General features: G+C 37.3%; 15 protein-coding genes and 1 pseudogene. 5 read left to right on the forward strand and 11 right to left on the reverse strand.

The window, feature by feature from the left end; all coding sequences use genetic code 11:
• Nucleotides 1-386: 386 nt before the first annotated feature.
• The 4 genes from AC58NB_RS10040 to AC58NB_RS10055 all read right to left on the reverse strand — a co-directional run bounded on the left by AC58NB_RS10040 (nucleotide 387) and on the right by AC58NB_RS10055 (nucleotide 4,255).
• A complete protein-coding gene (locus AC58NB_RS10040) occupies nucleotides 387-1,172 on the reverse strand; it encodes an HAD family hydrolase (RefSeq protein ID WP_497426688.1) in 786 nt (261 codons plus the stop codon).
• A gap of 119 nt (nucleotides 1,173-1,291) precedes the next feature.
• A complete protein-coding gene (locus AC58NB_RS10045; protein WP_497426689.1) occupies nucleotides 1,292-2,653 on the reverse strand; it encodes an aspartate kinase in 1,362 nt (453 codons plus the stop codon).
• 267 nt (nucleotides 2,654-2,920) lie between these two features.
• Complete coding sequence (locus AC58NB_RS10050; RefSeq protein ID WP_497426690.1) at nucleotides 2,921-3,457, reverse strand: RNA 2'-phosphotransferase; 537 nt, start codon at nucleotides 3,455-3,457, stop codon at nucleotides 2,921-2,923.
• A 456-nt stretch (nucleotides 3,458-3,913) separates the two neighbouring features.
• The gene (locus AC58NB_RS10055) at nucleotides 3,914-4,255 is read right to left on the reverse strand and encodes a hypothetical protein (RefSeq protein WP_497426691.1); all 342 of its coding nucleotides are present in this window, start codon (nucleotides 4,253-4,255) and stop codon (nucleotides 3,914-3,916) included.
• Nucleotides 4,256-4,546: 291 nt separating this feature from the next.
• Between AC58NB_RS10055 and AC58NB_RS10060 the strand changes: the two genes are divergently transcribed.
• The gene (locus AC58NB_RS10060) at nucleotides 4,547-5,272 is read left to right on the forward strand and encodes an NAD-dependent protein deacylase (RefSeq protein ID WP_497426692.1); all 726 of its coding nucleotides are present in this window, start codon (nucleotides 4,547-4,549) and stop codon (nucleotides 5,270-5,272) included.
• 147 nt (nucleotides 5,273-5,419) lie between these two features.
• On the opposite strand, the gene AC58NB_RS10065 is transcribed toward AC58NB_RS10060, so the two are convergent.
• From AC58NB_RS10065 to AC58NB_RS10080, 4 genes are all read right to left on the reverse strand, one after another.
• Nucleotides 5,420-5,983, reverse strand: coding sequence for an NAD(P)/FAD-dependent oxidoreductase (locus AC58NB_RS10065; RefSeq protein ID WP_497426693.1), 564 nt, complete (start codon nucleotides 5,981-5,983; stop codon nucleotides 5,420-5,422).
• 432 nt (nucleotides 5,984-6,415) lie between these two features.
• Complete coding sequence (locus AC58NB_RS10070) at nucleotides 6,416-6,955, reverse strand: PadR family transcriptional regulator (RefSeq protein WP_497426694.1); 540 nt, start codon at nucleotides 6,953-6,955, stop codon at nucleotides 6,416-6,418.
• Nucleotides 6,952-7,794: a sialate O-acetylesterase gene (locus AC58NB_RS10075; RefSeq protein WP_497426695.1), complete on the reverse strand. Its 843-nt coding sequence runs from the start codon at nucleotides 7,792-7,794 to the stop codon at nucleotides 6,952-6,954. Before AC58NB_RS10075 ends, AC58NB_RS10070 begins: the two co-directional genes overlap by 4 nt.
• 335 nt (nucleotides 7,795-8,129) lie before the next feature.
• Complete coding sequence (locus tag AC58NB_RS10080; RefSeq protein WP_497426696.1) at nucleotides 8,130-9,323, reverse strand: MFS transporter; 1,194 nt, start codon at nucleotides 9,321-9,323, stop codon at nucleotides 8,130-8,132.
• Nucleotides 9,324-9,699: 376 nt separating this feature from the next.
• On the opposite strand from AC58NB_RS10080, the pseudogene AC58NB_RS10085 reads away from it, so the two are divergent.
• The 3 genes and pseudogenes from AC58NB_RS10085 (at nucleotide 9,700) to AC58NB_RS10095 (ending at nucleotide 16,955) form a co-directional block, all read left to right on the forward strand.
• A pseudogene (locus AC58NB_RS10085) lies at nucleotides 9,700-10,210 on the forward strand (GNAT family N-acetyltransferase).
• Nucleotides 10,211-10,644: 434 nt separating this feature from the next.
• The gene (locus AC58NB_RS10090; RefSeq protein WP_497426697.1) at nucleotides 10,645-15,363 is read left to right on the forward strand and encodes an Ig-like domain-containing protein; all 4,719 of its coding nucleotides are present in this window, start codon (nucleotides 10,645-10,647) and stop codon (nucleotides 15,361-15,363) included.
• 368 nt (nucleotides 15,364-15,731) lie between these two features.
• Nucleotides 15,732-16,955, forward strand: a complete 1,224-nt coding sequence (locus AC58NB_RS10095; RefSeq protein ID WP_497426698.1) for a NupC/NupG family nucleoside CNT transporter — start codon at nucleotides 15,732-15,734, stop codon at nucleotides 16,953-16,955.
• A gap of 224 nt (nucleotides 16,956-17,179) precedes the next feature.
• On the opposite strand, the gene AC58NB_RS10100 is transcribed toward AC58NB_RS10095, so the two are convergent.
• Both AC58NB_RS10100 and AC58NB_RS10105 read right to left on the reverse strand, forming a co-directional pair.
• Entirely contained in the window at nucleotides 17,180-18,463 is a 1,284-nt protein-coding gene (locus tag AC58NB_RS10100; RefSeq protein ID WP_497426699.1) for a coiled-coil domain-containing protein, read from the reverse strand.
• A 382-nt stretch (nucleotides 18,464-18,845) separates the two neighbouring features.
• Nucleotides 18,846-19,076, reverse strand: coding sequence for a hypothetical protein (locus AC58NB_RS10105; RefSeq protein ID WP_497426700.1), 231 nt, complete (start codon nucleotides 19,074-19,076; stop codon nucleotides 18,846-18,848).
• Nucleotides 19,077-19,585: 509 nt separating this feature from the next.
• Between AC58NB_RS10105 and AC58NB_RS10110 the strand changes: the two genes are divergently transcribed.
• Nucleotides 19,586-19,777: a hypothetical protein gene (locus AC58NB_RS10110; RefSeq protein WP_497426701.1), complete on the forward strand. Its 192-nt coding sequence runs from the start codon at nucleotides 19,586-19,588 to the stop codon at nucleotides 19,775-19,777.
• A 254-nt stretch (nucleotides 19,778-20,031) separates the two neighbouring features.
• Here the strand turns inward: AC58NB_RS10110 and AC58NB_RS10115 are convergent, their stop codons facing one another.
• On the reverse strand, nucleotides 20,032-20,541 hold the full coding sequence (locus AC58NB_RS10115; RefSeq protein ID WP_497426702.1) for a DUF1643 domain-containing protein: 510 nt from the start codon (nucleotides 20,539-20,541) through the stop codon (nucleotides 20,032-20,034).
• Nucleotides 20,542-20,640: the final 99 nt, after the last annotated feature.

Here is a 20,640-nt window from a genome sequence, read left to right on the forward strand (position 1 = left end):
TATACACCGACTTTTCAAGAGAGATTTACAAACAACTATCAAAAATGTAAAATTATAACAATGTTTTTATGGTATCTGTTTAAATATCCAATGTCAAGGACAGACGGGATATTCTGGATGGCGAATAGCTTGCACAGGAGATAGGTGTTAGATAGCATATATAGGTTCATGAAAGTGAGATTTCTCTCGGTTTTAATCACCTATCCTCCGCCTAATCGCAACCGGGGAGCGGGGTATAAAAGTAGGATAGTACGGCTTTCCCCATGACTCTCCCCCCTTTATTTCTTAAATATAGGAACTAGTAAAACTGCTTGTTTCTTCAATTATAAAAAGGAAAAAAAACCAGCTCATCAACTGAACTGGTTTTAAAAGCTTTCTATATAAATCTACTGGATTTCCGTTAGCACTTGGATTAAATCTGTCAGTTTTTTTATTTCATAAGCAGGCTTTACTTGATCGCTTGTTTTTTGATGGCGATGTACCCAAACAGATTGAATTCCTGCGCGGTTGGCACCAAGTATATCCGTCATGAGATTATCCCCGACCATTAGGACATCCTTTTTATCAACTTCCAATAACTTTACAGCATGGTCAAATAATTCCGGAGCCGGTTTACCCTGTCCAAAATCTCCTGATATCACGATATGATTAAAATAGGGAGCTATTTCAGGCGTTATTTCAAGCTTAGTTGTTTGTAATTGCGGTGATCCATTTGTCAATAAAAGGAGTTTATATCTTCCATGCAATTGGTCCAGCACTTCAAAGGTATCTTCATAAATGAAGGGATGCTTTCTTCTTTCCTCAGGAAACGTATCAGCCAATATTTGACCAAAATGCTCATCCTCTATCCCTAAAGCTTTCAACCCATTCGTCCATACATCTCTGCGATAGACCGGCATAATTTGAGCCATCTTCTGAAATTGCTCATGGTTGTCCTGAAAATCTCCCCATAATCCCTCAAAAGGATTAATCCCTATCATTTGCGTGAAAGCGAATGTCTCATACGAGCTGTATAATTTAATCGCTTCTTCCCTAACAGCTGCCTCAAGCTGCTTTGGATCTATCTGAAATTTATCCTGTGCCAGTTTGCAGGTTGCATGGAAAGCTTCCTGCACGCTTTTATGATCCCATAATAATGTATCATCGAGGTCAAACATGATTGCCTTTACCATTATCGGTTCCTCCGTCCTCGCATCAATAACTCTTTTATACAAATCGCTTTATCCTAAACCTTAGCCTTGATTTTGAAAGCTGACACCGAAACTGCCTATACTAGATTTACCACTACCTCTTACACCGTAACACTGGTAAAAAATTCATTATAAAGAGCCGTCACTGCCCGTTTTTCCTGAAGTTCTTTCACACCAAACATCATACTGACTTCAGAAGAACCTTGATTAATCATTTCAATATTGATGCCAGCATTGGCTAAAGCATTCGAAGCCCTGGCCACTGTCCCAACATTCGAACGCATTCCTTCGCCCACAATCATAATGAGGGATAAATTGTGTTCGATTTTCACTTCATCAGCGTGTAATTCGTTCTTAATTCGGTTAATAATAATCCCTTCAAGCTCCGAGTCTATTTGAGTCTGTCTTAAAATGACAGTTGTATCATCAATCCCTGACGGTACATGCTCATAGGACAACTCTAATTCTTCAAGAATCTGAAGAAGTTTGCGCCCAAACCCAATTTCTCTGTTCATTAAATATTTACTCACATAAATGCTGCAAAAATCATTGTCACTCGCAATCCCAACAACCGGTCCGTTTATCAACTCTTTCTTGCTGACAATCATCGTACCAGGTGAAGAAGGATTATTAGTATTTTTAATATTTACCGGAATACCTGCTTTAAAGGCAGGAATCAATGCTTCGTCATGTAAAACACTAAAGCCTGCATAGGAAAGCTCACGCATTTCACGATAGGTCAAGACGCTGATTTCCTTTGGTTTATTCACAATCGTTGGATTGACAGAAAATACAGCATCAACATCTGTATAATTTTCGTATATATCAGCTTGAACTGCGTTTGCCAGGATCGCACCGGTAATATCCGAACCGCTCCTTGGAAATGTCATTACTTTCCCTTCCTTTGTATAACCAAAGAATCCTGGAAAAATGATAATCCCTTGTTTGTTCCTTAAATGATAAAGATTCGTATATGATTCTGCTAAAACCTGAGCGTTCCCCGGCTCATCACTGACAATTAATCCAGCATCACGAGGATTCAGATATTCAGCCTCTACACCTCTTGATCGGAAAAAAGCAGCCACTAATTTGGCGTTATTATCTTCTCCACTGGCTTTAACCGCATCCAAAAACCGATTTTTATCATGCGTATCCTGATTGAGGATCTCCAATAGATCAGCCTTGATTGTATCCACAATAGGTCCTGTAATAGATAAATCATCTGCTATGAATCGATAACGATCAATTACCCTATCAAATAAATGCTGATCACAGCTTCCATTTAACCAGCTTTCTCCACATGCAATAAGCAAATCCGTCACTTTGGTATCAGAAGAAAATCGTTTACCTGGTGCAGAAACTACGACGATTTTACGTTGTGGATCTGAAACCACGATCTCAAATACTTTATTCAATTGTTCTCCCGATGCTAGAGATGTTCCCCCAAATTTAACTACTTTCATTCTGCATATCCCCTATGTTCAATTTTCAGATAATATTAACTATTATCACTTCTCAGCACTAAAGTTTCAAGGGAAAATAAGAAAAATTTCAAATAATATCCATTAAAAATCCCCATTCTAAAGAGTAGTAGTTAAATATGCTTTTTAAAAATGGGGTATAAAGAAGAGAAACAAAGAAGTTAAGAATCGTATAAGGAAGTTTTATCAGAGAAAAGGAAAAAGAAGAGAGCCTGTCGCCGTGACAGACCCTATGTCTTATAAAAACTACTAACGTTGCTTCTCCAAAAACTCAATTGGTACTATTTTCGTTAGCCAAATACCATTTTTCGAACGATAAAACACATATCCTCTTTCATTCATTTCACTACTGTGTACACGATAGATGACCGGCTTCCCATGGCGTTTTCCTACATTGATTGCCGTTTCTTCGTCAACTGACAGGTGAACATACAAACGACTCTTTGGAATTAGTCCAATAAGGTCAATGGACTCCGTATACTTTTCTCCCGTACCATGCCATAAAAACACCGGCGGATCCACAATTTCCAGTTCTACGTCAACCGGAATGGAATGTCCTTGGTTTGCTCGTATCAGAGTCCTATCCTCATTAAAAGAGTATCTCTGTTTATCATCAGTTCGCACAATTTCCTCTAGAATATGCATATCAAAAGGATATTTTTTAGATATTCCCTTAATCAATTCTTCGACATCCGCCCACCCATGTTCGTCCAAGGTAATTCCAATCGACTCTGGTTTGTGACGGAGAATCATACTCATGAACCTGCTTACTTTAATCAAACTCATTTTGTTTCCTCCTTCACGAAATAAAATTCAAAAGAGTATAGAGACTTCGGATTCGTAGCAGAATCTCTCGATATTCGAGCGCACTTATTTTCTTCTATTCTCTCACAAAACACATTATGAAGATTACGAAACTAATAATTTCCAACAACCGATTGGCTCCCGATATAATGATGGAACAATAAAGCCGGGCAATTTAAACAGGGGGCAGGTATCTTGTCCAATCTAGCATCATATTAAAAGAGAATCTAATTACACTGTTGTATATACAGGTGCCGGTATGCCTACTGACTGTGACCTGATAAATCAGAAAGGTGAAATTATTCATAAAGAAAAGTAATGTTTTAAAAGGCGTTGCTGCTCTTTTTATTTAGCTATAAGACCCTACTTTTTATGAACAAATAAAAAAGACTGCAATATTCACAGCCTTTTTAAAACCAATTCAATTCGTTTATTAATTTAATTCTTTATCGTTTCATCTATTTTTAAAATTAAATCGTTCAGTCGCTTATTTGACTTATTTACTTCTTGAACTTCTTTTAATTCTAAATTGATCCATTCAAGAGTACGAGGAATATTGTGTACTATTCCTTCATCAACCCATTCCTTCATTATCCCTTTATTTTTATCAATTGAAATCAACAAATGAATCTCTATCTTTGCAATTAAATCTAAGATGATTTTGTTGGGTTTTTCTGTTTCTTCATAAACCTTATTTAACTCTTTCTGAATTAGATAAATGGTACTTTTGAAGTTTTTAGTTTTAATTGCCTTTTCCCAATCTAAGACCAAGCTATTCAATTTTAAACCTCCAAAACATTGCTTACATTTCCGGATATTATATTATTTTTTTCTCATCATCCGATATGTAGTACAAGTAATATTACCATAATGTTTATTCGGTTAGAATCTAATTTAAAGGTTTTATCATTGGTGTATATTTCCACATCTTTTTTAGTTGAAGTTTTTTATTTAACGATACCATAAAAGGAATGTAAATTATGCGAAACTAAAGATTTAGAATGGCAGATTGTCTCATGTTATAATGGTGAAACAATCAAGACAGGCAATTTAATACAGGAGGCAAATATTTTGTCCAAACTAGCTACTTTATTAAAAGAATCTAACTACACAGTTATATTTACAGGTGCAGGCATGTCTACTGAAAGTGGCTTACCTGATTTCCGCTCAACTACTAATGGATTATGGAAGAAACAAGATCCGGGCACGATTGCCAGTACGGATGCTCTTAATCAAAATGTCAAAGAGTTTTTTGAATTTTATCGCAATCGTGTGGCAGGAGTAAAGGAACATGGCCCACATAAAGGGCATTCAATTCTTGCTAAATGGGAACGTGAAGGTATTGTTCAAAGTATCATCACGCAAAATGTGGATGGATTCCACCAGGAGGCCGGCAGTAACCAGGTAGCAGAATTGCATGGAACCTTACAAAAGGTGCACTGCCAAACATGCGGTAAGGAATATGGCAGTGAAATGTATTTAAATGAATACTATCAATGTGAGTGCGGCGGCAAACTCCGTCCATCAGTGATTCTATTCGGAGAAATGCTGCCTGAAAAACCATTTCTAATGGCAGAAGAGGAAAGCGAAAAAGCAGAATTGTTTATTGTTCTCGGATCCTCTTTATCTGTTACACCTGCTAATCAGTTCCCTTTAATCGCCAAACAAAATGGTGCCAAGCTGGTAATCATTAATTTGGAGCCTACTGCTTTCGACTTTTATGCAGATCTCGTAATTCATAACCGTAAGGCAGGGGAGCTATTAGCCGAAATAGATGCCGAGTTAGCTGAATACTAATGTATTGATCAGGTCAATCTTCTAATAAAGAGATTGGCTTTTTGGTTTTTAGTTATCCCGATCGATTGTTCAAGAATGGAAATAATACAAAAAAAACCGACCCATAAATGAGTCGTAACGAAATCATCCTACTATTATTCACTAACTTTATGATTTTAGAATATCATGATCAACATAGCGTTCACCATTCATAGAACTAATAACATTAATTGCGACTCTTGCTCCATCCCCTGCTGTAATAATCGTATGCATACTCACACCTGCAACTGTGCCAGCTGCCCAGACATGGTCAAGATGAGTTTTACCAGTCTCATCGACATCAATTATTTTTTTGATACGTGGTTCAGTTCCGGGCTTCGTTTTAATGCCTGAAGCTTCAGCGAGATCAACTAACATACCAGAAGCTAAAATAACTTCACTGGCCATATAGCTGGATTCTACCGTTTGAATCATAACTCCGTCATTTTCCACTTCGATTTTTTCAACAGTTTCATTCTTGAATTCAGCGCCGAACTTCTCAGCCTGTTTTTTACCGACTGAAATAAGTCCAGGTCCGGTAATTTCTTCTACACCGTAATGATTTTCAATCCAAGCACGTTTAGTAACACTCTTATCATTGTCTAATACTAATGTTTTCTTGCCTGCTTTGGCAGTGAATAACGCAGCACTTGCACCACTTGGACCTGCTCCTATAACGATTACATCATACATGTACTCAACCCCCCAATAATATTTTCGTTCACCCTTTATTATAACGGTAATAATTACCAAATTCTATTGAGGAGTTTTTTCAAAATACATAAAAAAATCCAGGTGAGTAAGAATTAATACAGGGTAAATAGTAGTATAAAAAAATAACCCTATGCAGATTTACAACGATAAGATATGCAGGATTTTATTCGGTAACAATCATAAAGCCGCAATCATCCTTTGCAAACGTCTATGGAGTTTATCAAAAGTGCAAAAAAACTGTATAAGCAATGTTAACCAAAAAAAGCTACAAACACTGATGTACAGCGTTAGTAGCTTTTTTCGATGTTTCTAAACTTTTGTTTGGGAACTTTATTTGTATTGGAGCTGTATATGGTACTTATTGTTGCCTTACCATTTTTATTTTCTGATGTTAGTATGGTTAGTTTTTATTTATACAGTATCTTCTTCTATATCTGCCTTCAATTCTTTAAACCATTTTAAGTTCACTAAATGGTGGGAACGAGAATTTTCGTTCATGCGACGAAAATAATCAATTTTACCAGGTAATTCTTTAGTGGTAGCTAGGTATTCATTCAGAAGAGTAATTCTAGCTTCAGTTTGATTAATTTGTGCTTGGATTAATTCTAATAATTTATTTTTATCGAATTCATCTGCAAAGAGCAATGTCCCATAGAATTGTAAGTTTACATACTCGGATTTAGTCCCATATCTGGTCATTAATTTATCGAATTCTTCTCTTCCTAAAGACGTGATTTTAAAGGTATGAATTTCACGACCATTATTTGGACTTATTTGATGTGTTTGTACAATCAATCCTTTTTCTTCAAGTTGTTGCAAATTGTAATAAAATGAACCTTTAGTAAAATTAACGATATATTTATAATGTCTTTTTTCCATTAAACTTAATAGTTCGTATCCATGAGCGCCAGGGTTTTGAATAAGTAAGCCAAGGATAAGCAAGGGAATCAAGGTTGCATCACCTTCGCCATTTGTGCTTCAAATTCAGCGTATGTGATTTTACCTAGAGCCAAATTCATACTGTGAATATAAATTTGTTCCGTTTTCGAATAGTTATTGTTTATTTTTAGTGATTGATTTTCATCTGAAAGAGGCTCTAAGATATGACACTTTTTCGAAAATGCTTCGAAATAGCGATAACCGAATTTCCGCTGGGAAACAGCGTTCAAATGAATACCATCTGGATTGGCAGTTAAACCTTCGGCTGATACAAAATAACAATATTGCTGCTCATGAGCAAATCGACGTAATTGTTCGTTGATTTCTTGAAACTCTGTTGAATACTTTCCAAAACCTGTTTTTCCTAGAAAATCACCAAGCTCACCAATGATTAATGGGACATTTTGAAGGTTTAATTCTTTGCGTAAAGTTTCAATGATAAGAGATAACTTTTCATAATACGTTTCATGTAGAGAATTATTACTATCACTTTCACCTTGATGCCAAAGTATGCCACAAATTTCACTAGTTTCAAGAGCAAATCGAGCTTCAGACAAAGCATGTTGAAAAAGAGTACCTTCTGGATGCCAATCGTTCAAGGAACTGCCACCTTCCGCACAAGGAATCAAACCAATTTCTTCATCCGGGTTAGCTTTCGACCATGCCTCTGCAAAAGATGCTGCTAGACTTACACCAGCAACAGGGCGGTCATAGTTAATCGGCTCTGTCATCATTTGCCACTGACCATTGCGAAGCATTTTTATTTTTTCATTATAGATCGGTTCTACCTCATGCAAGAATCCACGACCTGCCATATTTGATTGTCCTAACATCAAAAAAGATTTTATCATTTAAATTCAATCCTTTACATAATAGTCTAATTAGACTTCTAATTATAGAGTCTAATTAGACTATTATCAACTCACTATAATTAGTAAATTATTAATTACGATTTAATACTGAACATTCCCAAAACGGTGTTTGGTAGCTTTACGTGCTTATCGTTGTAAATCCATATTTCTCTGACGGGACCTCGTATATACGAATGCATCCATAAATGTTTATATATAACTACAATAAAAAAGGTACTACATCATTAAAATGTAATACCTTTTTAGTAGTTTGATTATACTATTTCACCGTAGATAAAAGAATACACATCTGGATTTTTTGTGTAATTAAATGATCAGCGAACTGCCTTCTCACGGGTTAGGAGAACATATAAAATCATCGAAATAAAAACTGACACAGCAGCCGTCAAGTAAATACCGTTGTAGCCAAATGAATGTCCAATTTGACCAAAGCTCATGGCTCCTACTCCTATACCTAAGTCAAAGAATGAATAGAACGTAGCATTTGCCATTCCCTTTCGATTTTGGGGTGCTTGGTCAATAGCCCACGCCTGCAAAGCTGGCTGAACACTTCCAAAGCCAAATCCATAAAGGAAAGCCGCAAGCAGCATAACGCTCGTACTAGGCAGCCAGGACAATAATAGCATAGCGATAAAAATCAATAATGTACCTGGTATAAATAAAGCTTTATGCCCTTTTCGATCATATAATTGCCCGGCAAATGTTCTCGTTAACATAACCGATAAGGCATAGATGACAAAATACCATTGAATCCCTTCTACTCCCTTTTGTGCCGTATATAAAGGAAGAAAAGTCGCAATCCCTCCAAACGTAAATGTAATGAAAAATGCCAATACTGATGGTTTCAATGAACTTTTTTCATAAAGATCCAGCATCTTATTGCCAGATGGCTGTACAGTTACTTTCTCAGCTTTCTTAAACTTAATCTGCGTCGCTACCATAAGAGCAATAATCCCCAGAATAGCGCAAATCATGAAAAATTGATTATATGGCAACAGAACAACTAATGCTAGGCCAAGGGATGGCCCAATAGCCATCGCTACATTTCCGGATAGCCCAAAGTATCCCATTCCTTCACCACGTCTTGATGCTGGAACCAAGTCAGAAGCAACCGTACCAGTTGCTGTCGTTAAAGCTCCCCAACCCATTCCTTGAATAATACGCACCAAAAACAGTAAAGCAATACTTGCCATAAATCCAAATGAGCCAACAGTCAAAATAACAACAATCAGACCTCCGAAGTAGACAATCCGTCGCCCCTTCGTCTCCAATGCCTTTCCTGCAAAGGGCCTGATCAGTAGCGCTGAAAATGTGAAAATACCAACCACGACTCCAATAAGCTGGTCACTCCCGCCAAGATGTTTTACATACAGCGATATCGTTGGCAAGGTCATTTGAAAACATAAAAAAACCAAGAAGTTTGCGACACAAATGAAGACAAAATCTCTTGTCCATATTTTTTCTTTCTTTATTTTCTGTTTAATACTTTGTTGTGCTTGATCAATCATTTTATACCTTCTTTCTACTCCTTTACATTAATTATCTTACCCGAATCCTAGACTATCTTTCTATGGAAATTTTAATAATACACAAAAACTCCCTTTTCTATAGGTAAGAGAGTTATATATTGTTATTCCCAGTCAAGAGAGTTTCACACCTGCTTCCTTATGCAGAGGATTGTTTCAACAGACATATTTATCCCTTAAAAGTATTTTCGAGTGTTTCATTCGGCGTTAACTTATTTATTCATTACATTTGTCACTCTTAATTATGAACTTTTTGTCTTAACAAATACAAGACTCAACTTGAATAAATATATTCAGAGTCCATTTAGGTGGAAATATAGTAAGCTATAAGTATTCATACAAATACAAGGAGGATTATATGGAAACAGAAATTGAAATTATACATAAACCACCCAATCCGGAAGAATATATAGATTTACGTATAAATGCAGGATTAAGCTCAAAGAATAAACAGGCTGCGACTATCGCCCTGGAACATTCAATCTTTGCTGTTTCTCTAAGACAAAATGGTAAGCTAATAGGGATGGGCAGAATTATAGGAGATGGAGGCTGTTTTTTCCAGATTGTTGATATAGCAATAAGTGCTGAGACGACTGCACAGGCCCGACAAGCATAAGGAGAGGCTTGGAGGGAATGATTTTTCCCCGCAGAGGCTATCCTTATGACCTCGAGGGACTAGGAGTCGAAGCCGGATAATCAGAGGATTAGGCAGTTTAATTATGGAAACGCTGACAGACTATTTAAATAATCATTTACCATCTGGAGCATACGTCAGTTTAATAGCAGATATTCCAGCCGATAAGCTCTATCAGAAATTCGGATTTGAATATACTGCTCCTCGTTCTGTTGGGATGTATCGAAAAATATAACTCCTCTATTAGAAATTAAAACACTCTTTGATAAAATAAAAGAGTTTACCCACAAAAAAATCGCTCAGAGTCCATAAAAACTCTGAGTTTTTTATCGGCATACAGGTATTGCCTATACTTGTCGATTTCTCACCTCATTTAACCTATAACCACTAAAGCTGTACATTTGCAATTGCAAAACAAACGTACTTTTATACTTATCTTTCTTCTGTGTATTTCTACCTACTTCTCCTCGTTTTCGAGGAGAACCCCAATAATTATCTACTACTAAATTACTATTTTTTTGAAAAGTCTAAAAATTCAAAAGACTATTTATAGGTGTGGTGTTAAATTAATAGTGTGGTAGATACTAGGTTATTTACCTTAAATTTTATTTTTGGCAAGGGGGGATTTATAGGTTTCATATTTTGACAAATCATAAGGAGGTTGGAGCTTTGCATTACAAAAAAACTAACCATGTAGTTTTTGTTTTACTTTCATTTGTACTTCTCTTTTCAAATTTATTAATTGGTATAGGAACAGCCAGCGCTAATACATATGAAAACACCAATCTTAAACCCATCAGCAACACAGGTAAAAAGAAACTGGATGTAAGCAAATATGACCCAGATGAAAAGGTACGCGTTATTGTAGAACTCGAAGGAACTCCTGCAATTGAATACGCCACTAAAAAAGGGGTTATGTTTAAAGAACTTTCCAAATCAGAACAATCGGAATTACAAGCAGGTGTTAAAGATCAGCAAACTGATTTCCTATCATCTGTTAATAAGAAACGTGTAAAATTCGATGTTGAAAACTCCTTCACAGTAGTCGCAAATGGGGTCAGCGGTGAAGTGAAGGCTTCAGACATTTCAAAACTTGAAAGTATCTCTACTGTTTCATCTGTGTATATTGCCAATGAATATAAGCGACCAGAAGTAAAACCTGAAATGGTATCGAGCGGGGATATTGTTAAAGCAGAAGAAACATGGGTCAGAGGATACAATGGTACAGGTACAGTTGTCGGTATTATTGATACAGGAATCGATCCAAGCCATAAAGATATGATTTTGACCGATGAAAATAAAGCTAAATTGAAGAAATCAGATGTAGAATCAGTTTTATCTAAGAACAAACTCTCTGGAAAATATCACACTGCAAAGGTCCCATACGGATATAACTATTATGATAAGAACCAGGAAATTTTAGATTTGGGACCAGACGCATCCATGCACGGAATGCATGTGGGCGGGACTGTTGGTTCTAACGGTTCTAAAGATAACGGCGGTATAAAAGGGATTGCCCCTGAAACGCAATTATTAGCTTTAAAAGTGTTTGGTAACGATGCAGCTATGCCTTCTACTTGGGGCGATATCTATATTAAAGCCATTGATGATGCCATTTTGCTGGGTGCAGATGTGCTAAATATGAGTCTTGGATCAACCGGAGCATTTCAAAATCCTGAAGATCCTGAACAAAAATCCATTGAACGTGCAGTCAATAATGGTGTGTTGATGTCAATTTCAGCAGGTAATTCAGCTCAATTCTCTGATGGATATGCAGATCCCCTTGCAATCAACCCTGATATCGGGCTTGTCGGTTCACCAAGTGTTTCCAGGGATTCGATTTCTGTAGCCTCTGTTGAAAATACACATGTACTTGTAGACAAATTTGAATTAACAATAGGCGGGACCACTTACCAAGCTGGGTATAAAACACAATCCTCTCCCCTTCCATTAGATGTTTTTAATACTAGCGAGAAGGATGTTGTTTATGTTGGAGACGGCCACCCTGATCGATACAAAGACAAGGATGTAAAAGGAAAAATCGTCTTTGCTGTTAGAACAGGTGCCACTCCGAACTACGGAGAAATACAAAAGCAAGCCGAAACAGCCGGAGCTATTGGTGTTATTGTCAGAGGCACTCCAGCACATGGCGATTTTGTAAGCATGGCCTTGAATAACCCTACTATTCCTCTAGTATCATTGCGTGTAAGTGACGGTACCATGTTCGAAGAGAAATTTAAAGCTGCCGGTGAAGTCGGTAAGGTTACATTCACTGGAGAAATGATCCAACTTGAAAATAGTACTGCAGGTCAATTATCCACCTTCACATCTTGGGGAGTGACACCTAACCTAGACTTTAAACCGGAAATTACCGCACCTGGCGGAAAAATCTATTCCACCTTAAATGATAATAAATATGGTGTCATGAGTGGTACATCCATGGCTGCACCTCATGTATCTGGTGGATCAGCACTTGTGTTGGAATATGTGAAAAAAACCTTCCCGAACCTTACAGGGAAAGATAAGGTTCAACGTGCTAAAACAATATTGCTAAATACATCTGAAACTATTAAAGATTCTACAGGTACCACCTACTATTCACCACGCCGTCAAGGTGCAGGTGTGATGCAATTAAATTCTGCTGTCACTTCACCGATTTATGTTGTCAATAAAGGAACAGATGAAGGAAAAGTAACTTTGAAGGAAATTTCAACCGATAAGTTCTCCTTCACACTGACAGCTACTAACTTCAGCAAGAAAGATGCCACCTACACAGTAGATACAAGCGTGCTTACTGATGCTCTCTATGAAGCTGGTGGACATACATTTAATGATCTGACACCTCAGGAAATTAAGAAAGCGGTCGTCACATCGGACAATGAAATAACAGTTGAAGCTGGTAAGTCTAAAGATTTCACAATCACAATTGATTTAAAAAATGCAAAGGCTGATTTAGAAAAAGCGATGAAAAATGGCTACTTTGTTGAAGGCTTTGTGTTCTTAAATGCTAAAAACAAAGAAGATTCACTTCCTACTATTTCCGTACCATTTGTCGGATTTAAAGGGGATTGGAACAAAGCAAACATCATTGATCCAATGAGTAATGATGCGAACTCTTTCTACGGAATGACTGGTCTCGCCGATGCAGATACTGGGGAATTTTACGGAGTCAGTCCATTTGATAAAAATGAAATTGTCGATCCGGGTAAGATAGCCTTTTCACCAAATGGTGATGGACATAATGATTTAGTAGCACCCGCACTATCCTTTTTACGAAATAGTAAAACGGTGGAGTATAGTATTATCGATACAGATGGTAAAAAACTGCGTAAAATAACTACAGATAAAGACCAAAGAAAGAATTATGCAGCAGACTCTGTCATCACTTTTGAACCATATAATACGGAATGGGATGGCAAAGTAAATAACAAACAAGTTCAAGAAGGTCTATACTATTACGAAATTAAAGCAACAATAGATTATGAGAATAAAGAACCCCAAGTATTTAAGATGCCTATCCTGGTTGATAACACAGAGCCAACTGTATCTGATCTTAAATATGATGACTCAACAAAAACAGTTACATTTAAGGCTGAGGATACAAAAACCGGTGCAGGACTTAAGTACATTGAGCTTTCCATCAATGGTAAAACACTAAAGAACTATGTAGCGCCTAATACCACGAATACCTATAGTGTTAAATTAACAGACCAAAAGTATTCCGATGATACTCCTGTGGAAGTGAAAAGCGGAGATAATATCAATGTTATTGCACATGACTATGCCGGAAACCGCGACGCTATATCATTATTGGATAAGACAATCCCTTACATCATTTCTGAAGAGCCTGCACCACTAGGAGTTTATAGAGATCTTGAAGTATTGGTTGAAGGTTATGTAACGGATGATTCCGAGATGGATTATGTTTGGGTTGAATATGAAGGAAAACGCCAAAATCAAGTTCTTGAATGGGATAAAGAAACAAAACAGTATTATTTCTCGGATACACTCGAATTCTCAAAAGAAGGAAAACATGACATTCGTTTCTATGGATCTGATGTAGCCGGCAACAAAATTGATTTTAACAGAGAAATATTCATAGATACAAAGGAACCTACAATCGATATTGATTATAAAGCTTATTCAGCAGGCGAAAATCAAAAGGTTACCGTCAAAGTTGGGGATAATTATAATGCGCTTCGATTACTCGTAAATGGAAATGAAGAAATAAATACTTTTAATGAGTTGGGAGATTTACCTGTACATGCACCTTATTCAGTGACCGAGGGTATAGAGCTACAATTAGAAGATGGCATAAATGAATATGAATTCGTCCTTGAAGATTTAGCAGGCTATCAGGTTAAGAAGAGAATTGAAATTAATAAAGTTCCAGTACCTGTTCAGCCATCCGTTAATGCAGTATCGGATGTAAGCACAAAAATCACAGGTACTGCACCAACTGATTCAAAAGTAACCATTACGGACAAAAAGAACCTAACACTATCTTCTACTGCTATAAACGGTAAATTCTCAGTAGATTTAAAAACCAACCTAAAAGCTGGTACTAAATTATACGTTACTGTTACAGATCCGAAAACTGGATTAGTGAGCGAAGTAACAACGATCACAGTAACAGACAAAAGCGCTCCTTCCAGTCCTTCTGTCAACGCTGTTTCGGATAAATCAACAACTGTAACAGGTAAAACAGAAGCTGGTGCTAAAGTAACGGTGAAAGCTGGTTCCAAAACTCTTGGTACAGCTACGGCTAATAGCAAAGGAAACTATACCGTCAATATCAGTAAACAAAAAGCCGGTACAACCCTTTCTATAACAGTGAAAGATAAAGCTGGCAACACAAGCAAGGCGAAAACAGTTAAAGTGGCCGATAAAACGGCTCCTTCCGTCCCTTCTGTCAATATGGTTTCCGACAAGACAACAACCATAACAGGCAAAACAGAAGCTGGTGCTAAAGTGGCAGTGAAAGCTGGTTCCAAAACTCTTGGTACAGCTACGGCTAACAGTAAAGGAAACTATACCGTCAAAATCAGCAAACAAAAAGCTGGGACTTCCCTATCCGTAACAGCGAATGATAAGGCCGGCAATCAAAGCAAAGCAAAAACAGTTAAAGTAGCAGATAAAACTGCTCCTTCAGCCCCTTCTGTCAACCCAGTGAACTCTAGTTCTACACAAGTCACAGGTAAAACAGAAGCCGGAGCTAAAGTAACGGTGAAAGCTGGTTCCAAAGCTCTCGGTACAGCTACAGCTAACAGCAAAGGAAACTACACGGTCAAAATCAAAAAACAAAAAGCCGGGACTTCCCTTTCTGTAACAGTAAAAGATAAAGCCGGCAATGCAAGCAAAGCGAAAACAGTTAAGGTGAAAAAGTAAATTTCCGAAGAGGTGCTCTGGCAGGAATCCAGGGCACCTCTTTCTTAAAGATTAAAAGATCGATTTCAATACTCTGCTCTCCTAAAAGGAAAGAAGGAACTTTACTTTTAATACCCCATTCCTCACATACCTTCCCCACTTGTTCTAGCTCATTCTATTTGATACCCTTATTATCACTACAAAGATCTCGTCACATTCTAACCTTATTCTCCTCATACACACACATGGTTTCTAAAATCCTCCTCGATAAACAGGTTAAATTGAAATGGACTCTGCTTGCAAAACAGATTTTTGATTGGTATATTAAGTTTTTGATAAAAGTAACTATTTACAACATTTGAACAAAAACAATAACTAGGGGTGGCATCATGAATTACTTATGGGGTTTGTTAGGGATTATCTGCATTTTAGGCATTGCCTTTCTCTTCTCCACTAACAAACGAAATATTAATATTCGTACTGTGGTCGTGGCATTAATCATCCAAATTTCATTTGCTTTTATTGTTTTAAAATGGCCGCTTGGACGAGCAGCTTTTCAAAAAATAACCGATGTTGTAAACAATACGATTGGGTATGCCAATGAAGGGATCAACTTCCTTGTTGGCGGTCTTTATACACCAGAATCAGGTATTACAACGGTGTTCTTATTTAATGTGTTAGGAATCATCATTTTCTTCTCTGCCTTAATCTCCGTTTTATATTATCTAGGGATTATGCAATTTGTCATTAAATATGTTGGCGGTGCTCTTTCAAAGCTATTAGGTACTAAAAATGCAGAGACATTTAATGCGACTGCCAATATCTTCGTGGGATGTACGGAAGCTCCACTGGTTATAAAACCATTTATCGAGAAATTGACGAAATCAGAATTATTCTCTGTTATGGTCTGTGGGTTAGCTTCTGTATCCGGAAGTGTATTAGTAGGATATGCTTTAATGGGAGTACCATTGGATTATTTACTTGCTGCCAGTGTTATGTCTGCACCTGCCGGACTATTGCTTTCTAAGATTATGATTCCGGAAACGGAAGAAAGTCAGGAAGATGCGGAAGGCTTTAAGATGACAAAAGATGAAGAATCTGCAAACGTAATCGATGCAGCTGCTAATGGTGCCTCAACAGGACTTCAATTAGCTCTTAACGTTGGGGCCATGCTGCTTGCTTTTATTGCCTTAATCGCATTAATGAATGGAATCTTAGGTTCTATTGGCGGTTGGTTTGGCTATGATCAATTATCGATTGAATTAATCTTGAGCTACATATTCGCTCCATTAGCTTTCGTTATTGGTGTTCCATGGAATGAAGCCCTGCAAGCCGGAAACTTCATTGGCCAAAAACTCGTTATAAATGAATTTGTTGCTTACAGCAACTTTGCGCCTATGATTGATACATTGTCTGAAAAATCCGTTGTCATTATCAGCTTTGCCCTATGCGGGTTTGCCAATCTTTCTTCTCTCGGCATCTTGCTTGGAGGATTAGGCAAGCTAGCGCCAAGCCGCAGACCGGATATTGCTCGTTTAGGTTTAAAAGCAATAATGGCTGGCGCTTTAGCATCATGTCTAAGTGCTGCTATTGCCGGGATGATAATCGGATAATCAAGAATAGGAAAGACCATCAATAAAGATTTAAAAAAATGAGGCTCCTTATAAGTCATTTAATGACTGTCGGGAGCCTCATTTTTTATGAATCATTGGATAAGCACCCTTTCACTCCAAATAAAGGTTAACCAACTTTTTTCATGCTCTTGTTAAAACCAATCAAAAAAGAAAGAGACATCACATTTTTTAATGACGCCTCTTTCTTTTTTATCTTTCATCTATTAATGAACGCGCACTACACGTCCGTTGAATACTGTTTTCCAATATCCGCTTGTAAGGCTGGCTTTTGCTACACCAGTTGAACTTTGAGAACCGATGAATTTTCCTCCGCCGATATAAATGCCGACATGTCCATCTTTTTTATACGTATCGAAGAAAACCATATCTCCTGGTTGCATTTGGCTTGTCGGAATCTGTCTTCCAGCATATTTCAAAGCATCTGTGCTTGCTGGTACAGAATATCCTCCTTGTTTAAATGCCCAGCTAACGAAACCTGAGCAATCGAAACGGCCTGCTGCAACGTCAGCTGCTGTTCTTCCGCCACCGAATACATATACGGAATTACCGATATATCTATTTCCTGCATTGATAACGGTTTGAATATTTTTATTTTGGGTATTACCAGTAGTATAGCTTGGCTTATTTGTAGAAGAACTATTGTTTGAGCTTGGTTTCTTGTTGGAAGTATTAGCTGGTTTAGAGCTTGTCTCTTCCTTAGAATTAGCACTTACATTAGTAGTTTCTTCTTTTTGGCTATCAGCAATTTTTTCAACTTTTTCTTTAACATTGGAAGTTTCTGCTGCAACAACCGGCTCAATCACAATGTCGATGTTTTTTGCTTTAGCTTCTGCCAATTTTCGTTGACTATCTTCTTCCTTAGCTTTAAGCGTTTCTTTTAAGGTATTTGTTTGATCTTGTTGTAGCTTAATGTCCTGCTGCATTCCAACAAGCTCTGTCTTCATATCTTTTAAGCTTGTAAGCTTTTCTTCCACTGTTGATTGTTTTTTCTCAAGGTCTTTTTGATCTTCTTGAATCTCATCAATTAATTCCCGATCTGCTTGAACAATTGTGGAAACGGCCCCTACTCTTTCAATGAAATCTCCAAAACTAGAAGATCCAAAAATAACTTCAAGATAGCTGTTAGTACCGCTTGTTTGTTGATACGTAACCGCACGTTGCTTTAAAATTTCCTGGCGTTTTTCATTCTTTTCTTCTAGCTTATTGATTTCTTCATCCAATGTCTTAACTTGTTTTTCTGTTTTGACAATATTTTCTTCTGTATCATTAATCATGTTTTGATTATCTTTAACAGCTTTGTCGATTTGAGCAATACGGTTATTTAGAGTCGAAATTTCAGCTTGTACCTCATTTAAAGCAGCTTGTGCTTGATCTACCTCTGCTTGTTTAGCTGGATCTTTTGCGGCACTGGCTGACGGAATACCTATGTAACTGCTGAATCCAATTAATAAAGCTGTATTGAATGCTATAATTCTTTTCTTCATCATTACGTTTTCCCCTGCTTCCTAGTTTCTTTAATCTATCAGGTCTTTCATACCATTTCTATTTATCTAGTTTTCTAACATGATTTAGTATATCATTCGAATTTAACAAACAAGTTATATTAATATTACAGTTATGTTTCAAAGATGTGTTTTATTATTACATTTTGTTAATATACAGTACTTTATCTATCCGTTTAGCGAACTTTAAATCACGTAAAGTGATATAATCAGATAAAATAGTATAAAAATCCTAACGAATCTAGGAGAAAAAAAGACATCGTTTACATTTTCATTTATCACCAATACGATCCAACCATTCGCCTATAATATTATTTAAATATAATATATACCAAACCCTCACGCACGCTCGCTTTTCTAGTAAATGCTAATCTATGATTCCCATCCTTATAGCTTTTACAGCTACTTCCGTTCGATTTTTGGCATTCAACCTTCTCACTATTGTTGATATATAATCTCTAACTGGCTGAACAGCAGCCTTTGTTGTCGACGCCTCTGCAGCCACTGACTTAATAAAATCAACTTCACGCGAGGAGAATGAAATTTTTAGATTTGAATCCATCTTTGTTACAGAAGTCTCAGGGTTTATGAACTCCAACAATAGCTCCCCAGCACTTTGCCCAAATTTCATTAAGGCCGGATATAAGCCTCTATAAAGAGGATGACCGCATCCTTCCACTGAGTCGAGTAGGATTTTTTATGTTGGTCAATGGTAAATGTGATTGGCAATGTGCTCTGCGCCACATTTAAGACTTCTAAAACCTCATACCAGGTTGTATACCGTTCCTACCATTCAGATTTATGATTTCCATGTATTTTCTTAAGAAAAAAGAATCTGGTTCCTCTTCTTTTCTGGCAATCCAATTGATATGGAATACCCCTTGATTAATCAGTCGTTCACAAATCAAATATAGGCTGAATTGTTCATACTTATTTAAATGGACAAGGACCTCGCTCTTCCACTATTCCAAAATTTTTTTAGGGATGAAAAAGGAGGTTGATGGATAAACACGGCTGAAATGATTAAATGGGGGCACACGGCCAAAAAGAGTTTTTGGATTGCACTATTAAGCGGATTTTTAGTATTTGGAGGATTAATAACGTACTTTGACCTCAGCGGAACTGTTTATGCTACTGCGCGTAGTGGATTTAACTAGTTTTTCATTTAGCTTTAATACGACTTCCGCCAGCCAAATGGAGGATAAAACTGAAGATGGATTAAAGGAAATCATTGAAAGTTTACAAAACGCGATTGAAGGCGAAGAAGAAAAAGAAGAAGTAAACGAGTCAGAGGATTAAAATGAAGAAGAATCGGACAAACCTCAAAAGAACCAACTGTAAGAACCTGAACCCTCTGTTACACCTCCTACTAAACCTGAAGAAGAAGACGAAAGTCCAGATTGTGAACAGGGAGAACCTGATTCCCCAATAGAAGATAACTCAGGCGAGACTGATCCTGAACCTCCCACAACGCCTCCTGCCACCTAGAGAACCAAACAATTGCCTATAAAATATCTAGTAAGAGCTGTCGAAAATCCGACAGCTCTTAGGTTTTATAACGGTGTCTTAAATGAACTTACATTTGGAAAGAGATAGGGTTGAATCGTGGTATCGCTTCTTACATAAAGAGGATGCCTGGGATGGCCGTCTCTTGTTGTACCAAGGCAGTTTGGAACATACCCCTTAAACCATTCGGATAGTTCCTGATAATCACGGTGATGAATGGTACAGTTTTCTCCCCAGCCAACTACGATTTCAGATCCACTGTGCAAAGCATTTTCTAAATAGAACCGATTTTCTGGGCCTGTCGCCTTTTCTAAAGGCATATTCCCGAGCTCTCTCCAGTCCCTGCTCCGATAGGCAAATACATTTACCAATTCCATAGAGCCGCAATCCATTTTCTTTGCAAATGAAACACAACGCATAGTCGTACGGTCATCCAACTTGTCATCAGCCGTGCTTGGATTCAAAAGAACAAAGACAGCTTTCCTAAGATTGTAATCATCCCATTCCCGCTTTAGGGAATATCGATAATCGCCTTTAATGATTGCACTCTTTTTCAACCGATTTCCCCCTTTCCGTTTCCTATTATTATGTATAAGCTCTTAGGATGACATTTATGATAAAACTCTGCCAACAATCATAATCATGCTGATTCCTGA

The sequence above is a fragment of the Pradoshia sp. TA40_28 genome (assembly GCF_059694525.1).

Bases quoted from the DNA above. Each gene is read 5' to 3' on its own strand.
- AC58NB_RS10040 (WP_497426688.1), bottom strand. From the start codon at position 1,172: ATGGTAAAGGCAATCATGTTTGACCTCGATGATACATTATTATGGGAT.
- AC58NB_RS10045 (WP_497426689.1), bottom strand. From the start codon at position 2,653: ATGAAAGTAGTTAAATTTGGGGGAACATCTCTAGCATCGGGAGAACAA.
- AC58NB_RS10050 (WP_497426690.1), bottom strand. From the start codon at position 3,457: ATGAGTTTGATTAAAGTAAGCAGGTTCATGAGTATGATTCTCCGTCAC.
- AC58NB_RS10065 (WP_497426693.1), bottom strand. From the start codon at position 5,983: ATGTATGATGTAATCGTTATAGGAGCAGGTCCAAGTGGTGCAAGTGCT.
- AC58NB_RS10075 (WP_497426695.1), bottom strand. From the start codon at position 7,794: ATGATAAAATCTTTTTTGATGTTAGGACAATCAAATATGGCAGGTCGT.
- AC58NB_RS10080 (WP_497426696.1), bottom strand. From the start codon at position 9,323: ATGATTGATCAAGCACAACAAAGTATTAAACAGAAAATAAAGAAAGAA.
- AC58NB_RS10095 (WP_497426698.1), top strand. From the start codon at position 15,732: ATGAATTACTTATGGGGTTTGTTAGGGATTATCTGCATTTTAGGCATT.
- AC58NB_RS10100 (WP_497426699.1), bottom strand. From the start codon at position 18,463: ATGATGAAGAAAAGAATTATAGCATTCAATACAGCTTTATTAATTGGA.